We start from the raw sequence: 18774 nt of genomic DNA on the forward strand, positions 1-18774 counted from the left end.
GGTCAGACAGGTTATTTGACGTATTGATATGTTCAATATCTACGGGGAGTAGCGCAGTCCGGTAGCGCATTCGCTTTGGGAGCGAAGGGTCGCAGGTTCAAATCCTGTCTCCCCGACTTAGTAAATTTTGAATTCTTGATTTTAAATTTTGGATTGTTATACGGGCGCTTCAAAAGGAAAAATTGCAATTCAACATTCAGAATTTAAAATTTAGAATTGTTATTTTGAGCGCCCGTAGCTCAACTGGATAGAGCAGCTGCCTTCTAAGCAGCAGGTTACAGGTTCGACTCCTGTCGGGCGTACTAGTGAGTTTTGGATTATGAATTTTCAATTTTGAATTAGAATCCAGGCTGGTTCAACCCGCAATTCAAAATTTAGCATTTAGAATTCATAATTCACTAAGGCGACGTGGCCGAGTGGTCAGGCAGAGGTCTGCAAAACCTCGTACGGCGGTTCGAATCCGCCCGTCGCCTCAGCAATTTAGTTTTTAGTCACTGGTTATTAGTTATTAGGTGTGGTGACTGCCACTACCAAACTAATAACAGATAACGAATTCTTGCCGCGTTCGTCTAGGGGTTTAGGACGCTGCCCTTTCACGGCAGTAACACGGGTTCGAATCCCGTACGCGGTACACGAGCCCTTGCAGACATTGTCTGCAAGGGCTTTTTTATTGGAGCAAGTTACCGATGAGAAACTCTTTAAGAGAATGGCCGCGTTTTACTCAAAATTGAACTCATGATCAATGTCGGAAATCTCATCGGCCCGGGAACGTAGTTCTTTTGAGTATTTCGATAAGGGTTCATTATTTTGTTTTAGAATGCAGCTAAGGTCGGCTGCCCGATAGCAAATTTGCCCGACCAGATTTTCAATACTTTTTTTGTCGTCTAGTCCTTCTTTAACTGCGTACTCGACCGAAGACTGTATACCACGAAGAAACGACTGGGCTGGGGATTTCGCATCTACAATAGCTAAAGCCTCCCTGAATTTTTCTCTCCATCTTGGTATATCATCAAGTTTAAAATCAGATTCTGCAGCAATTTCTTCATCCGTCCATCCCTCCTTTTCAGCTTGTTCAAGTAAAGCTGCATCTTCGGGCATTAGCTTATCGAAACGTGCATTACCAATGCCGAGATGGTCCTTATAATTATCATAACTGTAACTGAACAATTCCGCAGCCAAAAAATGAATTCTCTTCATTCTCATAGCAAGACCTCAGTCTAGTGGGTTCTTAATTCATGGAGAAATTCTTGCTACAATATTCTCAAAAAAAATGAAAGTGTCGATTTATATTGCTCAACTCTGATCGACATGTCGTACGATTCCCTTCTGCAGAAAAGCCATAAATTTATATGGTCTCTGCCTTCCGAAGAAAATTGTCCTTAGGTGCTCTGTGATACTTTGTCAGAGGTAATCACATCAAAAGATTTGAGCCTGCCATTTCACTGACAGGCCCATTGCTTTGGGGTTGATAGAAAAAAATTTTCAATGGTCCAAGATTGGGCTGGGCTGGCAACAGCATTGGATAAACTTTTTTGAGAGATCAGTAGAGCAGAAACTTATGGAGCGAGTGCTCGGCATTCACTTTTGATTCGTCAATCACCTTATTGAACAGCTTGTGCCAGGGAAAGCCAATGATCAGGAGTTCAATCGAGTAGTAGAAAAACAGGATGTTCATCATGGTATAGATCCCAATATGAAGCCCGATGAGCATGATAAAAATGTAGATCCGGAACTTTTTCCACCACAGCAGAAATCCTGACAGCTCGGTGATAATGCCCGCCGCTAGGATGAATGTCCCCAACCACCAGTGATTCAATACGGTCTCCTGGATAAAATTAATCTGATACTGACCCGTATCGGAAAGCACGTCTGTGCTCTTCTCCCCAATCCAAAGCCATAAATGCCTGCCATCAACCCACGTAACGCCCGTACCAATCAGTTTACTAAATCCCGCCGTTGTATATCCCAATCCGATGAAGAACAGTACAAAGCCAAATGCAAAATGCAACGATCGCTGCTTATTTTTGAGGAACACACTCCCGATCCCAAGGCCCAGCACGCTGAGTCCCAATAAGCTTTGACTGTGCGGAATCTCTCCCTGCGAATATCGGGCTACAAATTGCAGGTGTATCAGAATAAAAACGATTCCATACAACCATTTCACCCTTTTGAATGAAAATGCGGCAATACTGAGAAGAGTGATTGCCAGCGCGTTAACGATGGGGAGATTATTGCCAAAAAAAAGCTCAATATCGATATACTGGGCGACTCCCAGTGGCAACACAACATCACTTAGTTTCAATATGTAATAGCCCCATTCCCACGCAAAGATCAGAGTGTTAAAAACGATGAACAGTTCAAACAGGCGTAAATAGATTTTTGTGCCAATGGAATGTGGTGATTCCAGATCAAACAGGTTCTGCAACAATGTTTTCATTTTATTTGACTCAGGTTTTGTTCCTCTTTGAATAGGTTCGGATTTTTGTACGTGGTGTCAGCAGTGAACAAAAACATCGGGATCGCCTTAATGACTACCGAGTCACTCTCTGTCATTCGGCCAGTAACCCGTGTGGCCATCCATTGCTCCCCTGGACGCTCTCCAATCCCGAAAACATCCCGGAGTCCCTGGATGCGCTCTTGATTCCAATCGCGTGTCTTTGAGATATAATTGGCATAATCGATATCATCGATGTTATGATCTGCAAGAGAGACTACATTATCTTTAACCTCATCCAGCGGTTTGACCTGCCAGATTTGGGGATTATTCTTGTCATCGATATGAACCACGACGCCCCGTGACCATGGCTGCCCGGCCTGCGAAAACATCGGGTATATGGTGAATGGCCAGAACTCTCCCTTGTGTGTTGAAACGAGGGCTGCGTAACAGAAAAACGAGATGAATAGGAGTCTTTGAAAGATTCGCAATTTCATTACGCCACCTCCTCTCTGAACCGCTCTTCCCACGATTCCTGGTTTTTCTTGGCATCCTGTATGAATGAAGATCGCTTCACTAATTTCAGAATACCGTCGTTAAGCAGGTTGCCGGGAAATTTCAGCGGGCGCAGGATATCCATAAACAACACGACCCTAATCTCATCCGAATTATTCCAAGCCTCGTGCTGGTAGGTGTCATCAAATATCAGACTCTTTCCCTCCTCCCAGTGCCGGGTTTCGCCATCTACTTTTATACCACACAGGGTATTGGGGCGGGGAATTTTGAGGCCCAGGTGATACCGGATAAATCCCTTGTATAATCCCCGGTGCTCCGGTATATGCTTGCCCGGCGCAAGTATGGAAAAGAAGGCCGTTTTCATGCCGGGAATATCCTCAATCAATGCAGTGGTCTTGGGACACCGCCCGCAATTTTGTTCCGCTTTATATCCAAAACCGTATAGGAAATAGGTCTTCCACTTATCGTCCTGGGTGATAGATTTTTGATCACTGGAGATCTGCTGGAAGTTGGGGATATCATCCAAATGCTCCAGCAGCTCATCTAATTCACCCCGAATCTCATCGTAATTGTGCTCGAGATGTTTCGTCCATTCAAAAAGATCCGATTCGAAATACGGAGTATTCGGTACAGTGGATGTTTGTGCGATCAGCTCCTCGAGGGTCCAGAGTGCCTTTCCCCCGAGATCTTTGCCAATTTTCCTGGTAATCTCTCTAAAAGTGCTCATGTTTATGTAATTGTTTGGATATTAATTATTGCTTCGAGTGTTTTCTGCAAAAGCCTGTTCTTTCACCTGCCAGCCTCCGCCCAGGGCACGGTATATTGCGATCAGATCTGTGGCGACTTTGATCTCACTGATTGCCAACTGATCTTGCGCCTCCAGCAACCGGCGTTCGGCATCCAGCACATCCAGGAAATTATCGATCCCTGCTTCATATCGTTTTTGGGCTAACTCAGCTGCTCTTGTACTGGCCCGGGCTGCAGTAGTCAACCGACGGCGACGCTCTTCTTCTTGGCTAAAATCGGACATAGCGGTAGATACCTCCTCAAGCGCCTCTAATACGGTTCGTTTATAAATCGTAAGACGAGCATCCGTCTCGGCGTCTGCGGTCTCCACGCGGGCGTCCACCCTGCCGAGGTCGAAGGCGGCCCACGATATGGAGGGGCCCACTACGGCGCTAAGAGCCCCTCCAGAAAAAAGATCGCCAAAAGATGTAGCCACAAACCCAAGGCTCCCCAGGATATTTACGCTGGGAAAATAGTCTGCAGCACGGACATTGTACCGGGCCACGGAAGCTGCCAGCAATCGCTCAGCCTGCTTCACATCGGGCCGGCGGCGCAGCATTTCTTCCGCATCGCCTACTGCAATCGAAGGCGGAATTGAAGGCAACGATTTCTCCTGTTCCAGCCAGGAATCAAGGGTGCTTGGAGGCTGCCCGGTCAAAACGCTCAGCCTGTTGATGATCGCCTTGATCTGTGCTTTCAACGGCGGAATGGTAGATCGCGTCAACTCTAATTGTGCTTCCGCACGAGCCATATCCAGCTCCGAGCCGCTGCCGCCGTCCACCAAGGCTTTGCTGAGCTCGTAGGTTTCCTCTTGGTTCTCAACGTTTTGTCGGGCTACACTCAACCTCTGTTGTGCGCCTCGCAGCTGCATGTACGCCAGCGCCACCTCGGAAGTTACACTTACATAGGCACCCCTCAACTCTGCAAAACTGGCTTGATATGTAGCTTTGGCCGCCTTTTTCTGTTGTGAAACCCGGCCAAACAAGTCAAGCTCCCACGAGGCACTCAGTCCCACATCGTAGGTTTCAATATCCCGCTCCTTGATCGGAATTCCTGCTTCTTCGCTTTGCCGCTCCCACCTGTAGCCACCGTCGGCCTGCACAATCGGGAAGAGGTTAAAACCAGATTCACGCAACAGTGCACGACTCTGGCGAACATTGGCAACAGCCACTGCAATATCCAGGTTATGATCCAGCGCCCTGCTTACAAGCATATCCAGATCCTTATCTCCAAACCTACTCCACCAGTCTTCCACCGGTTCGGCAGCTTTGAACTTTCGGTTTTCCTCCAATTGAAATTGCTGTTCATCAGCTACCGGGTCAGATGGCTTTTGATAGTTTCGCAGACTGCATGAAACAACCGTCATCGCAAAGATGATGGATACCATTAAAAGTGTACTGTTCTGTTTTGTGATTACACTCATGTTCACACTCATAACTATTCATGTTCAGGATTAGATGATACAATGGCTGGCTGGGGCTTCTCGATATGACGCTGATCTTTTGAAAAACTTCGCACTACTACGTAAAAGATCGGCGTAAGGAACAGTCCGAGGACCGTGACGCCCAGCATCCCGGAAAATTCCGTCAACCCGATGGCAAAACGCATTTCGGATCCTGCACCGCTCGAGAGGATCAGCGGAACCATTCCCAGGATAAAGGCAAAGGCGGTCATAAGGATCGGACGGAGACGAATTCGTGCCGCTTTCGTGGCTGCCTCCCACCGACTGACGCCCTCCTGCTCCTCGATCTGCCTGGCAAACTCGACGATAAGGATCGCGTTCTTGCTGGCCAGTCCCACAAGTACAACCAGGCCAATCTGTGTCAATACATTGACATCCTGTCCCATCAGGCCAAGACCGATAGCTGCTGAAAACACACACATCGGCACAATCAGAACGATTGCCAGCGGAAGCAGCCAGCTTTCGTATTGTGCTGAAAGAATCAGGAAGGCAAATACTACGGCCAGGATAAAGACTAAAATGGCCATGTTACCCACCTGCTTCTCTTGGTAAGCGAGTTCGGTCCATTCATAGCTGATACCCTGCGGAAGTACTTCATCAGCCAGCCGTTCCATGCGATGCAGGGCTTCGCCTGTGCTTACTCCCGGGGCTGTGTTTCCACTCAAGGCAGCCGCGGGATACAGGTTAAACCTTGGCACCCGCGAAGGACCGGTTGTCTTCTCCACATCGGAAACAGAACCGATCGGTACCATATCGCCGTGCTTGTTGCGGACCCGCAGGTTTAGCAGGTCTGCAGGTGTACTCCGGTAGGCCGCGTCGGCTTGTGCCGTCACTTGGTAGGTGCGCCCGAGGTAGTTAAAGTCGTTCACATATGAAGAACCGATCATCAGGTTAAGCGTCTGAAACAGATCGGAGACGTTGACTCCGAGACGTTCGGTTCGCTCACGGTCCACATCCAGGTGCACTTTGGGCGTGCTGGTCTCAAAGGTCGTATAGGCATTAACAATCCCGGGATCCTGGTTGGCGGCACCGGCCAACGCCCACGTCGCATTTTTAAGTGCTTCCGGGCCCAATCCTGCCCGATCCTGAACCATCATCTTAAATCCACCAGCATTCCCGATACCCTGTACCGCAGGTGGAGGAATCACGAATACATTTGCTTCCTCAATCTGCTGGACCGTCTGATTAAGTTGGCCCAAGAGTTGATTATACTCGATACCACGCTCATCGCGGTAGGAAAAGTCCTCCAGCGGCAGGAAAATCACTGCCTCATTGGGTGTATGAATGCGATAGTATTTTCGACGCCATCAATCTCGAGGAATTTTGTGATTGCCTCGTCGACTACTTCATCCGTTCGGTCCAGTGAAGAGCCGGGGGGCAGTTGTACTACGGTTATAAAATAACCCTGGTCCTGTGGTGGAATAAATCCGCCCGGAAGCCGGTTGAACAGGAAGAATGCCAAGCCAATCAACAGCAGATATACCATCAGGGCCGACTGCTCCCGGCGAACGCCTTTGCTGACGACATTCGCATACTTCCCAGAAATGCGATCCATAAAGTGGTTAAACTTGCCGAACAGGTAATCAATCGGTTTAAGCAGGCCGGATCGTTTAACATCGGACTCATCCTTCAGGATAAGTGCACTCAGTGCTGGTGTCAGTGTCAAAGAAACGACCAGCGACCACAAGGTTGCCGTGGAAATTGTCAGGGCAAACTGGCGAAAAAACTGGCCCGAAATCCCTTCCAGGAATGCGGTGGGGATAAACACCCCGGACAGCACCAATACCATGGAGACCAAAGCGGTGCCCACTTCATCCATTGTTTTATGAACGGCCTCACGAGGACTCATCCCCGCTTCAATATTTCGGGCAGCATCTTCTACCACTACGATGGCGTCATCCACCACAATACCGATGGCCAGTACCAATCCGAATAACGTCAGGTTATTGAGCGAGAATCCCAAAAGGTTCATAATGGCAAAGGTTCCGATCAGGGAGATCGGGATGGCAAGAATTGGGATAATCGAGGCACGGAATGATTGCAGAAATAAAACAATCACAATTACGACCAGGATAATTGCCTCGAAAATGGTTCTGTACACTTCATTCAGCGACTGCTCTACATATTCTGTGGGATTATAGAGGACCTTGTATTCCAAGCCTGTTGGAAAATCCTTTGAAAACTCCTCCATCCGGTTCAGAACTTCATCTGCGGCATCCAGGGCATTGGAGCCGGGTCGCTGAAATACACCGATTGCTACACCGGGATCCTTGCCGAGGTAACTCCGCGTAGTGTAGTTTTGGGCACCCAAAACTACATCGGCAATATCGCTCAGCCGGACAATGCTACCGTCAGCTTCTTTGACGATCACCTGTTCGAACTCCTGCTTCGACTCAAGTCGCCCCTGGGTTTGCACGTTGATGCGGAACGCCCCGCTGTCATTGTTGGGCTCCTGGTTCAGGTTTCCGCTGGCTACCTGCACGTTCTGTGCACGAAGAGCAGCCAGAACATCGCCGGCCGTGATGTTAAGTGAAGTCATCCGATCGGGATCCACCCAGATGCGCATGGCGTATTCACTGCCGCCAAACACCATCACGTTGCCCACGCCGTCAATCCTGGAAAGCTGGTCCCGGATGCGAAGTGTGGCATAGTTGGCGATGTAGAGCTGATCATAGCTCTGGTTGGGCGAAAGCAAGTTGACCACCATCAAAAAGTTCGGGGAGTTTTTGAGCGTTGTTACGCCAAGCTGGCGTGTTTGCTGAGGCAGCCGCGGTTCCGCCCTGGCCACACGGTTTTGCACCTGCACCTGCGCATCGTCGATATCGGTGCCCAGTTCAAAAGTTACCTGGATGGTAAGACTCCCGTCATCGGTGGCCTGAGATTGCATGTAGATCATGTTCTCCACCCCGTTGATCTCCTGCTCCAGGGGCGTGGCCACCACTTCGGAGACGGTCTTGGCGCTGGCGCCCGGCAGGGAGGCTCTCACCTCTATAGTGGGCGGCACAATTTCCGGGTACTGGTTCACTGGAAGCGTAAAATAGGAGAGCGTTCCTATAATGACGATCAGCAGTGACAATACCGTCGAAAGTATCGGTCGATCTGTGAAAATGTGGGTAAACTTCATGGTTAATTATCCTCTGCTGCTAATGCGATTCCACCTTGATTTACATTTACTTTTTGGCCCGGCCTGACTTTACCCAGCCCGCTTATCACAACGCGATCTGTTTTGCTGAGTCCTCCCTCAATAATCCGGAGATCGTTATGCAGTTTACCGGTCTCGACAAACTTCCGGCCCACTTGACTGCTATCATCTACTACCAGCACATATCGTTGTGATTGGTCGCTACCGATCGCTTTGTCTGGGACCAGCAGCTCGCGATGCCTGCCGGTTGCTGAAAACTTTGCTTTAGCGAACATACCCGGGGTCAGCAACAGATCCTCGTTCGGGAAAACGGCCCGTACCAACATTGTGCCGGTGCTCTGATTGATTTCGTTGTCAACAAAATCCAGTCTTCCTTTGTGATCAAAATCATCTTCGCCCAGCAGCCTGGCTGCTACCGTTTGTGGTGCTCCCTCACGGATTCCGGAACGGAACGAGCCATTTTTGAGATATGATATCAGCTTGCTCTCACTGGCTTCAAACGTAAAATAGATGGGATCAAGTGAAACTATGCGCGTTAAGAGGGTTGCCGAGGAAAGACCACCACTTACCAAGTTTCCGACGCTAACAAAATTTTCACTTATCTTGCCGGAAATGGGGCCCTTGACTTCAGTAAAATCCAGGTTCAATTCCGCTGAGTGGACTGCCGCTTGTGCTGAATTCACCGCAGCTTTGGCCGACAAAAATTCCTGGTTGCGACGGTCGATCAGCTCTTGGGAAACTGCACCGCTTTTTCTCAGGTTTTTGGCTCTTTGCAACTCCTTTTTGCTGAGTTCCAAGCGCGTCTGGGCACTTTCCAGCTCGGCATGGGCCTGCTCCAGTGCAATTTTGTAGGGACGCTGGTCAATGACAAAAAGGACCTCGCCTTTCTCAACCAGTTGGCCATCCCTGAATTTTATTTCCTGGAGGTAGCCGTCGACCCGTGCGCGGATCTCAACGCGTTCTATAGCCCGAAATCTTCCGGTGAATTCATCATACTGAGCAATTTCTTCCTCAATTGGAGCACTTACTGTCACAGTGGGCGCCGAGAGTGGGGCCTGCTGCCCCTCCGAGCTGTTGCAAGCACTTATAAAGGCAAAAATTACTACTGTTAAAAGGTTAGAAATTCTACTTGCGTGGGGGATTGTTGAATTATTCATAGCGTGATGTTCTCTGCTTAAGAACTCCTTTGGGATTAATAATTTAAATCTCCTGCCGTCATTTGTTTTCCTAATCCAGATAGCTTGGCAGAACTATTTCTTTTGGGATGTAATTGTTATCACCCAATTATGTGTTGGAACAATGTATGTTGTAACAATATTTGTTGCAACACATATCTATATAGATATTTTCTATAGAAGTGATTGATAAAGAGATATAACAGGTGGGATACAGTTCTAACTACACAAAAAAACCGGTATTTAAGCTAACAAATCTAGTAGTAAGAAATTTACAGTGCCCAATGTCAGGCGGTCCGCTCAAGTGGATTACATTTAGATAGGTTTGATTTTATTTTTTTGCAGAGTTTTGATAGGGTCTCACATTCACTTTTGGTTAGTATCTTGCTCATGTTTCTCAAGTAATCCAGGTATGTCCCCCTCGCATTTTCAAAAACGTCAATACCCTTCTCCGTTATTTTGGCAATGGAAACACGTGCGTCCTCCTTACAACGGTAGCGCTCAACCAAGCCCTCCTCTTCCAGCCGATCGACCAGCCGCGTTACATCCGGGGCCGTTTCAACGAGCCCGTCAATGATCTCCCCTCTTGAGCATCCTTCAGGATACGCCTCTTTTAAAATATATAAAACACCCACCTGGGACCTGCTGAGACCATAATCTGATGAGATGGAATCCAGGTCATGCCGAATAGAACAAGCCGCTTCCATTAAGTTATGAACGGCTTCCCGCTCGGTCTTCACCGAATCGTCATTTTGTATAAATTCACCCATAAGCCTATAATTTTAAACAAGATACTAATTAATATTGAACTATTTTTCAATGAACCAAATGCTGAATCACTACTTTTTTAGTAATTAGTACAACAATAACGGTGCTCAACTGATTCCTATTCCCAATTATTTGTATCGAAATATTCGGTAGTAAAGTTCGGTAGTGTTATTCAGTCAATTTCTACAAATCATGTATTTTAACGGCAGTTTCAGATAACCATTTGAAATTTAATGGTTTAGCATTAATATTTTTACAACTGGCTTCAACTGATGGGAGAAACACTATGAAAAGCTCAATCCTCAGTACGGCACTGTTGCTGATCACCCTCCAATGGGCGGGTGCACAGTCGATCTCAATCACCGATATTTCACCTTCCCCTCCCTCTACCTTAGAGTTTGATGAGCAGGTTACTATTACTTATGAATATTCTCTACCAAACAGTGAGGGTGCCAGAATTTTTATACGTCCTGTAACTTCAGGCCGACTGACTTCCAACTATGCGGCCAGCGGTTCTCCCGTATACCGCGGAAGTGGCAGAGCTCGTGCCAATTTTACAATCACGTCCGGAAATGTAACCATAGATCAATTGCGTGTGAGAGTAGTGAGTCCAAATCAAAATCGATTACTATTCGAGTTTTTTGTGCCGGTCGATCTCACCTTTTCCAGCTCGAAACCTTATATATTTATGAACCCACAAAAGATAAATCCAAAAATTTTGCAGGTTCAACCTCAGGAAGCGGAACCTGACACCTCTTTTACTGGATTTTATGAGATACCTGAGGATGCAGAAGTAGTAAAACGAGTTGTCAAACCGGATGGGACCATAGAAACTCATTATTCTGAAGGGTCCATTGAAGGAGTTACGCCCAATAATATCACCTACCGGATTAATCCCGCTACGGGAGATACCACATTTATGCAGATGTTAGCCATAGAAGTACAAAAAGCTTCGCCTCCTGGATTCGTAGCTACTTCAAATACCGAGGTTAACCAAGAGTGGCTCTCCAGCCTGAATGCCTGGATAGAGTACCATGGGAATCGACTGCTGGATCGGATACAATTCCAGCTGCAAGATGAAGAATCATTTAAAAATTACAGGCAGTTCGAAGAGAAAAACAGTGATACGATCTACGAACAGGTAAATATGCGATATACATTCCTTCTTAAACTTTCGCAGTACGACACCAATCCATCTGATTAATAGACTGCCCATGAAATTTATAAACATGTTTTCGGGGATTTTCTTTCAACTTATGGTCCTTACCCTGTTCATCGCGCTCCCGGTTACGGCACAGGTTGACACTACAACCAACGGTGCTGATCAAAGCAGGGTAAATGGCATACTCCAGGAAATGCAGCAAGAGATGGGACAGCAATCACAGATGGTGCCCGATTCTGTGATCATGCCACCGACGCTGGCCCAGCAACAGATGCTCGATGATTCGACCCTGGCGATGTATCAAAACGCAATGTACGCCTACTATGAATACCGGGTTTCGGGATTTGCCCACCGAAAGAATGTATTTGCCTGGCAACTGTTTTCAACCAAGCTGATTTTTTGGTCCGTACTAATACTTGTTTTTTCCGGCATCGCTTTTTCCGGTATACAGTTCTATAAATCGATTAAACTGGGTCCCGATGAAGGAGCCGGACCGACGGGCGGTACAGCAACAGAATTCGAAGCATCCGCCAAGGGAATCAAAGTTACCTCTCCGGTTCTTGGTGTTATTATTCTGGTAATATCGCTGGCTTTTTTCTACCTGTACCTGGTGTATGTGTACCCTATTAGTGAGATATTTTAAGTTTCTAATGATCAGGCAAAGTCGACGTCCAACCGGATACCGTAATCTTCTGCAAGATCGTAATGCATACCATGTACCGTTCCACGTCCGCGGGCGATCGTAAGTTTACGCGTGCGTACATCCTCAACCCAGCGAGGATTGGAAGCTTCGGCACGTCGGTTAGCCACGATACTCAGACGGGCTTCCTCATCAGCATCATCCGGCAAGTTTGCAAAATCACGCATAATCTGTTCTTTCACGTAGGGATATATGCTTCCATTCTGCACTTTGATATCGAACATAAGGGCTACGGCCCGCTCGGATTCAAGTTCATAATCCCGGGCAAGCTCGATTGCTTCATGGTAGAGCCGATCGGCAGATTCCACCTGTAGATCCTGAAACTCCTGGCACCGACCAAGCATCTTGAATAATCCGCGCCAGGGTTCCCGAAGCAGATAACGATTTTTGTCCTGTACCGACCGCCCCCACGCCATCTGCTGCTCCTGCGGTGCATCCAGTATCTCCCGAAACTCAGAACAGCGCTCTGCAAAAATATCCTCCACAAGGCCCGGGTGTTGATTATCCATTTTTTCCAGGAGGGGTTGCAGGCTTCCCTGTCCCAAATTCCATTGCAGGGCTCCAAAGCTGATGCTCTGCCCGTCAAAATCGCCGGAAATTCCTGCAAAACAGTCGGGAGGTGGCTTTCCGGTTTCGAACGATCCGGTGAGCGCCAGGCTGCGATAGGAAAGCTGTTCCTCAAGTATCGCCGGCGGTGACACCTCCTCTTCATCAAATAATTCCTCCCAGGTATTAGGTCCCACGAGACCATCAACGGTGAGATTTTCAGAACGCTGGAAGGCCCTGACGGCACTTTCAGTACCACCGCCATAAATCCCGTCAATAGGCCCGAGGTAGTGATTTAGCTCCTGGAGCTGGCGCTGTATTCGCTTCACCTCTTCTCCCATCGATCCTCTTCGATAAAGTGCCATAATAATTGGTTGTTACTGGATTAGGTTGATAATTAAATATCAGTTCCTCATGTAACGAACATATAGGAACTTATAAATCGAGCTATAAAACAAAAACTGCAGCCCACAAAGCAAGATGAAATACTTAAAACTATACCCGGGCTATTCACGAAATAATAGTATTTGAAGCTTAAGCCATTGATATTACTTCATAAGGGGCTTTGTATATAAGTATCCACGTACTGTAATTTGGTGGAATAAAAATGATGTAATTAAACCCACTCAAATCTGTAACGACCTGTAAGCAGGGGTTCATCCAAAATGTTACCCTGAGGATCATAGGGGCTGGATGCGGCTATTATATCAACAGTAAAGTATCTATCCCCTGATGTTACAATAGAAACGGTTGCAAAATACGCTAACTTGCCGTTCTGATTTATGTGAATGACAATGGCTTTGCCTTTAGCATTGGGCTTTGCGGTTTGTTGGTTCAAATTTTGAAAAAGAGGCGTCGCGTGTTTCCACTTTCCTCAGTTATTCTGAAATATTTATTTAGCCTCCCTGCCTCCACTTTTTTCCATATCCATTAATTGTTCTACCTCTGCCTCAAATTTCTCACGGGTTTCTTTTCAGAAGATGACTTGATGTTTTTTACGAGCTCATCGGCACTGGTTATACTGGGAGTGTTAAGCAGTTGATAACGCATACTGCCCTGTTAATCCATTTCTTAATATCCCCGATTCTTTTTAGCCATTGTTTAACTTTGGCCAGTTTATCCAAGAGAGGGGCAAAGTATCTCTCTACTCTGGCCACTAGTTGGGAAATGTCCATGCCCGTGGCTTTTTCTATTTGATCCAGTAGTTATTCAACTTTATCCTCAAGAAGAGTTTTCAGGTTTGCTTCACCAAAAAATTGCTCCATCAGATTTCCGGCGGCATTGAATACGGAAGATTTGAGATGATCCACCATCCTGCCTATCGCAATACCAAAAAACTTCTTGGCCAGGGTTATCGATTTAGAAATCAACTTTTTCATGACCCTATCTCCACCGGGGTCACTCTCTTTGTTCTTGAGAAGACCTGACAGTTTCTCTTTGGATTTTTCGAACAAACTCACAGTCTTGACAAAGAGATCTCCGAAGTATTTTCGCAACAAGCCGTATTTATCTCCTGACTTCAACCAGTGGCGTAACATTCTTATATCGCCGGCAACAGCCCTGTACTCTGTCCTGCCTGTTTTGTGCTCTTACGTTGTTTTTTTATCCGGCAGATCCAGTTTTTCGTTAAACCAGGGTCTTATTACTTCCAGCAGTTCCTCGTCCAGGCCGTCCAGGAGCTGGAAAAGCGTAAGAAAGTCCCGGATGTTTTCCATGCTGTGGGTCACGCCCAGGAAACCGTTGCAATTGAACGGGTAGCTGACGGATTCCAGGTTCGCCCCCGTAAAGTCGGCGCCGACCAGGCAGCTCTCCAGCAGATTGGCCCGAACCAGGTGGGCGTCCCTGAAATCGGCCCTTTTTAAATTGGCTTTGGTAAAATTGGAGTCCGTGAGTATACAGTTGGTGAAGCGTGCTTTAACCAGGTTGGCTCCTTCAAACGTCGCCCCTGAAAGTATAGCCCCGCTAAAATCGCCCCCCGCTAAATCATGGCCAGAAAAATCAGTGCCGGCCAGGAATGTATCCCGTAAATCCGGGAACCGGGTCTTCCAGTCTTTGATATACTTCAGTTTCTTTTTGGTTTCAATAATCATGATCTGTTTAATCTGAGGTTTCGCTCTCTCTTAAAGTAAATGTTGTTGCAACCTGCTTTTGCTTGTCAATGCCCTCGTACTTCAATTCATTGCTGAAGGAAAGCTTCATTTCCCCCTCAAGTTTGTGATTACCAATACTCGAAAGGCGAATCCATCCCTCGGCTTCATAGGCTTTAAACGTAACCACCTGGGTTCCGGACAACAAACAGATGTCAACCTGGTCACTTGGCAATTCCAGCTTATCACCGGCTTCCGGCAGCTTAGATAAGCTGACTAGCAAAAGTTCCAGCGACCTTGTATCGGTTCTGAAGGGAGAGCCGGTCGATTGGAAATCTAATTTAAACACATGGTTCTCTCCTCTTTCGACAGAGCATTTGGGCATCTCCCCATGTTCCTGAATAATACGATGATCTTTAAACCACTGTCCTTTTACTCTCTGCATATTCCATTCTTCATTTGTTATTGTTCCGACCAGTAAACCGTACATAAGAGCAACTATTAAGAATTTAATGTAGTTGATCATTTTTTAATTAAAAAAGTAACGCAAAATGAGCGTAGCTATCAGCATTATTCATGGCATCTTTGGCACTTAACGAAGAATATTCCGGCTGCCATTGGTAGGCTTTGTCATCTACGCCGGCATGGCGGTGAGCAATTTCGTGGATAATAATTGCTTTACGCATATGGGTGCTTAAACTCGTAAACAGGTTAAAACAAATATGTACATCTCCCACCTTCCAGAATAGGAACTGCCACACGTAACCGCCCACATCAGGTTCACAATCGGTTTCACATTCAAAGTTGATACCTCGTTGCATGGCAGTCTGTATGTCCCGGAACCGTCGGTAAATCTTCATAATGTCATCTTTGTCCGTAGTGTGAAAATGAGTGCTCAGGCCGCTGGAGACTGTACTGGAAAGGGTAGGATGTGTCGTATAGGCGTTGGCCAGCGCAGCTGTAGCCCGGTTTACATGACCCAGGGAATCGTTAAATGCATTTTGAATCTGCTGTTCCTGAGCTGTGCTGCAATCCTCAAACTGGTTGGTGGGGGTGGGTGCAGAACCGGTTTGGCGTTGAATCTGCGGTGTTTGGACTTGTTCACTTATTCCGCCTACGCCCTGTTTCATTTGTAATTGAGGAGCCCCCCTCTCTTTCATCCGTCGTTCCTCTTCCTCGCACTCCTTGCATTTCATCTGCAGCGTGTCTTCCCCATCCAGAGGCTGCATCTGCATCTCCTCTCCTTCCTCAAGAGACTGCATCTGGAGTCCTTCCTCCTCTTGGATGGGTTGCATCTGCAAAGCTTCTGCAGGACCAGCATGCAAGCGGGGATTGATAACCGGTCGATATAATTGTGCCTCGCCATTTGCAATATTTTGGTTTTGCAACAGGTTCTCCCTGCCTGCTTCTGGCTGACCGAATTCCTGTGCCCGGGAGGGGCTTGACTCTGCGGTATCTGAAGTTAAGAACCTGCTCATTTAGCACGTTGTTTAATTAGAATTTTCAACCTGGTGAGTAACGATATCAACAACTACCGGTTCACTTTTCACTGTAAAGGGATAAATATCTTCCGGTGTGTCTGCCAGGTCCTCATTAGCCTGGTAAAATGCTGAAAGTCGGTAAGTCCCAGGTTGCGTGAGATGGTAGTAATTGAGTAAATCAAAGCTGGTAGTGATTGTTTCTCCGGGCTGCAGCCATCGATAATCCGAAGACGGGGAAAAATCTCGGTTGATATCATATTCGATGTAGTCCAGCTTTTCCGGTTGGTCAACGCGTTCCAGCTCCAGGTACAACTCTCGGGAAATGCTGTCTTCATAACCTACAGCCATACGTGTATTCACCAAGACTCTGTCATCTCCGCTGTTTTTCAGGCTGATCTCCACTTCCAGCGGTTTTTTCAACGACACTTGGTCTGGGAACGATTGGATTGTTAATAGCAGAGTTTTTGTATCGTCCATTTTTTGCATCTTTGGTGAACTACAGTGATTGTTTAGAGCGATATTTAATAGCAACATCACCCATTTCCAGTTTCTCATATCACGGTTCTGCTATCGCGTTATATGCATCTAGGGTTGGCTGATGGGTTGCTTGCTCGGCAGCCGTCGCCAGTCCATGCCGCCGCCGCACCTGGTTGCGAACCTCTTCAAAGCGTGCCCAGTGGGTGCGTTGCTCAGCTACCGGCATACTGTTCCAATGTCTCAACGCCCTTCTGGCATCGCTAAAGAATCCCGCAACATTCTCTTCGGGCATATTCTCACTGATGATTTCGATTGCTTCTCCCAAAAATTCACGTACGTTCCGATTTAGGATGCCTTCTTTTCGCTGCCGCACATGCTCCAGCTCATGGGCAATGGTGTGTACAAGCGCTTCGAAACCCCGGCTAAAACCAGGTCTGCCAATCCTCACAGTGGAAGGACCGGGTATGATACCGCCGGTGCTGGCGTTTGAGGTAGTTAGGTTGTGATCATAGCTAATATCCAGCAGCGCGTCGAACGTGCTCATATTATAGAAATCCATAATCAGGTGGATGGCCACATTCTGTTGCATGCGCGCATCCAGATCGGCCACCATTTGCCGAAGGGTATCTTCACCGGTCATGCCATCCACAGTGAGGCCGTGACCGTGCTGGTAATCAGCAATTCGCTCTACGGTATCCTGTCCAAAAATGCCATCCGCAGGCGTACCTACCAGTCCCTGCATCCCCCTGATCGCTTTTCCAGTGGTGTATTTCGACTGATTGTAACGAATGGCTGCCTGTTCCTCGGCTGCATTCAGGTGCGTTGGTCTGGGTCCACCGGGGGCAACGGCCGGTGCAGCAATGGCCAACTCTGTTTCAATTACGGACTTGAGAAAATCGGCGGAAAGGAATGACAGCAGACCCAGTCTTATGACGCGAAGTCCACCGGGTTCAAAGGTGGTAGTGGCCAATGTTAACAGCAGTGAGGGGTCATGCGTGATGGTGAGCGTATCGGAGAGGTCGAGGTTATGGAAGTCAACGACCAGCTGGATGGCGTGCTCATGCAGTGTCGCGGCTACCCGGTTCTGGAACATTTGTTCCAGCGTATTGGGGCCTACTTTTCCATCAACGGTAAGACCGTTTGTATTTTGGAACGTGGCGATTGCTTCTACCGTCAACGGACCCATAATGCCATCCTGGTTGCTGCCCACGATGTTTTGGATGATCATGATTGAGCGCAGGTCGTAGCGCAGGTTGTTGTAATTGATGGCCGCCTGCTCCTGTGCTGGAGTCAGCAGTCCTTGCTTGGCCACTCGTTCTCCTGCTCCGTTTTGCTGAACAACATGCGTCAACTCGTGTGCCAGCAGGTGTTTACCCTTAGAAGATTCCGGATTATACTGGCCTTGATTAAAATAAATGTCGCTGCCGTGGGTAAAAGCTTTTGCTCCCAGTTCCTCATTCATCTGCACGGCTTTACTATCTGTATGGATAGCAACATTGCTAAAATCCGAGCCCATTTTCTGTGTCATCTCTCGCTGCAAGCCGGGCGACAGCGACTCACCAGCTCCTCGGCTGGATTGCAGCTGTTGACTGATTCCTTCAGGAGCAAATGTGCCCTGCCCGTCAGATTGCTGATTGGCTGATTTCATCTGCAGCTCTTCTTCCTCCTCCATCGGCTGCATCTGCAATTGTTCTTCCTCATCATCCATGGCTTGCATTTGTAGTTCCTCCTCTTCCCCGGAGGATTGCATTTGCACCATCTCCTCGTCTTCGTCTTGGGTCTGCCGCTGGACCTGTCCGTCTGGCTTGCGCATGACGGTATCAGCAACGCGGTTGGCTTCCTGCTCATACTTGTCGCGGGGGTTTCCGACCTTCAGTTTCGGTTGGATTATATGTTTTGACTTTGCCTTTAACATCGAAATTACCTCCATTAAAAGATTATCTAGGAGCTGGTAACTGCCTTGCTTCTCTTCTAACTTCATCTATATCAGGTACAGGCATCGGCAACACTTTTTGCCTGCTGCTCGTACTGGTCTCCG

The 18774-nt window shown here is 47.6% G+C and carries 16 protein-coding genes, 4 tRNA genes and 1 pseudogene; 6 read left to right on the forward strand and 15 right to left on the reverse strand.

Features of this window, described 5'->3' with window-relative positions:
* The first annotated feature begins 42 nt into the window (after positions 1-42).
* From NC796_RS05570 to NC796_RS05585, 4 genes are all read left to right on the forward strand, one after another.
* Positions 43-116: transfer RNA gene (locus NC796_RS05570), tRNA-Pro, on the forward strand.
* Between the two features lie 112 nt (positions 117-228).
* A tRNA-Arg gene (locus NC796_RS05575) sits at positions 229-302 on the forward strand.
* Positions 303-402: 100 nt separating this feature from the next.
* A tRNA-Cys gene (locus NC796_RS05580) sits at positions 403-473 on the forward strand.
* Positions 474-558: 85 nt separating this feature from the next.
* A tRNA-Glu gene (locus tag NC796_RS05585) sits at positions 559-631 on the forward strand.
* Between the two features lie 86 nt (positions 632-717).
* Here NC796_RS05585 and NC796_RS05590 read toward each other — a convergent pair.
* From NC796_RS05590 to NC796_RS05630, 8 genes and pseudogenes are all read right to left on the reverse strand, one after another.
* Complete coding sequence (locus NC796_RS05590; protein ID WP_310682855.1) at positions 718-1203, reverse strand: hypothetical protein; 486 nt, start codon at positions 1201-1203, stop codon at positions 718-720.
* A gap of 337 nt (positions 1204-1540) precedes the next feature.
* Positions 1541-2437, reverse strand: coding sequence for a hypothetical protein (locus NC796_RS05595; RefSeq protein WP_310682857.1), 897 nt, complete (start codon positions 2435-2437; stop codon positions 1541-1543).
* Positions 2434-2931 carry a hypothetical protein gene (locus NC796_RS05600; protein WP_310682859.1) on the reverse strand — a complete coding sequence of 166 codons (498 nt, stop codon included), beginning with the start codon at positions 2929-2931 and terminating at the stop codon, positions 2434-2436. The genes NC796_RS05595 and NC796_RS05600 overlap by 4 nt, the downstream gene beginning before the upstream one ends.
* Complete coding sequence (locus NC796_RS05605; RefSeq protein ID WP_310682861.1) at positions 2931-3677, reverse strand: aspartyl/asparaginyl beta-hydroxylase domain-containing protein; 747 nt, start codon at positions 3675-3677, stop codon at positions 2931-2933. Before NC796_RS05605 ends, NC796_RS05600 begins: the two co-directional genes overlap by 1 nt.
* A 21-nt stretch (positions 3678-3698) precedes the next feature.
* Positions 3699-5159: an efflux transporter outer membrane subunit gene (locus NC796_RS05610; RefSeq protein WP_310682863.1), complete on the reverse strand. Its 1461-nt coding sequence runs from the start codon at positions 5157-5159 to the stop codon at positions 3699-3701.
* Between the two features lie 14 nt (positions 5160-5173).
* Positions 5174-8322: pseudogene (locus tag NC796_RS26790) on the reverse strand (efflux RND transporter permease subunit).
* A 2-nt stretch (positions 8323-8324) separates the two neighbouring features.
* Complete coding sequence (locus NC796_RS05625) at positions 8325-9497, reverse strand: efflux RND transporter periplasmic adaptor subunit (RefSeq protein WP_310682866.1); 1173 nt, start codon at positions 9495-9497, stop codon at positions 8325-8327.
* 305 nt (positions 9498-9802) lie between these two features.
* Positions 9803-10285, reverse strand: a complete 483-nt coding sequence (locus NC796_RS05630) for a MarR family transcriptional regulator (protein WP_310682867.1) — start codon at positions 10283-10285, stop codon at positions 9803-9805.
* A 284-nt stretch (positions 10286-10569) separates the two neighbouring features.
* Here NC796_RS05630 and NC796_RS05635 point away from each other — a divergent pair, with 284 nt between their 5' ends.
* Together NC796_RS05635 and NC796_RS05640 are read left to right on the forward strand one after the other, a co-directional pair.
* On the forward strand, positions 10570-11487 hold the full coding sequence (locus tag NC796_RS05635; protein ID WP_310682869.1) for a hypothetical protein: 918 nt from the start codon (positions 10570-10572) through the stop codon (positions 11485-11487).
* 10 nt (positions 11488-11497) lie between these two features.
* Complete coding sequence (locus NC796_RS05640) at positions 11498-12088, forward strand: hypothetical protein (protein ID WP_310682871.1); 591 nt, start codon at positions 11498-11500, stop codon at positions 12086-12088.
* A gap of 11 nt (positions 12089-12099) precedes the next feature.
* Here NC796_RS05640 and NC796_RS05645 read toward each other — a convergent pair whose 3' ends face one another.
* From NC796_RS05645 to NC796_RS05675, 7 genes are all read right to left on the reverse strand, one after another.
* Positions 12100-13056: a peptidoglycan-binding domain-containing protein gene (locus NC796_RS05645; RefSeq protein ID WP_310682873.1), complete on the reverse strand. Its 957-nt coding sequence runs from the start codon at positions 13054-13056 to the stop codon at positions 12100-12102.
* An 840-nt stretch (positions 13057-13896) separates the two neighbouring features.
* Positions 13897-14070 (reverse strand): hypothetical protein, encoded by a 174-nt coding sequence (locus NC796_RS05650; RefSeq protein ID WP_310682874.1) that lies wholly within the window; start codon positions 14068-14070, stop codon positions 13897-13899.
* A gap of 210 nt (positions 14071-14280) precedes the next feature.
* Complete coding sequence (locus tag NC796_RS05655; protein ID WP_310682876.1) at positions 14281-14781, reverse strand: pentapeptide repeat-containing protein; 501 nt, start codon at positions 14779-14781, stop codon at positions 14281-14283.
* A 7-nt stretch (positions 14782-14788) separates the two neighbouring features.
* On the reverse strand, positions 14789-15223 hold the full coding sequence (locus NC796_RS05660) for a hypothetical protein (RefSeq protein ID WP_310682878.1): 435 nt from the start codon (positions 15221-15223) through the stop codon (positions 14789-14791).
* A gap of 88 nt (positions 15224-15311) precedes the next feature.
* Positions 15312-16256 carry a M35 family metallo-endopeptidase gene (locus tag NC796_RS05665; RefSeq protein WP_310682880.1) on the reverse strand — a complete coding sequence of 315 codons (945 nt, stop codon included), beginning with the start codon at positions 16254-16256 and terminating at the stop codon, positions 15312-15314.
* Between the two features lie 12 nt (positions 16257-16268).
* The gene (locus NC796_RS05670; protein ID WP_310682882.1) at positions 16269-16736 is read right to left on the reverse strand and encodes a hypothetical protein; all 468 of its coding nucleotides are present in this window, start codon (positions 16734-16736) and stop codon (positions 16269-16271) included.
* A gap of 79 nt (positions 16737-16815) precedes the next feature.
* Positions 16816-18651 (reverse strand): DUF4157 domain-containing protein, encoded by a 1836-nt coding sequence (locus tag NC796_RS05675; protein ID WP_310682884.1) that lies wholly within the window; start codon positions 18649-18651, stop codon positions 16816-16818.
* Positions 18652-18774: the final 123 nt, after the last annotated feature.

This window comes from Aliifodinibius sp. S!AR15-10, from assembly GCF_031569985.1.
Classification (GTDB): Bacteria; Bacteroidota; Rhodothermia; order Balneolales; family Balneolaceae; genus JAMQKA01.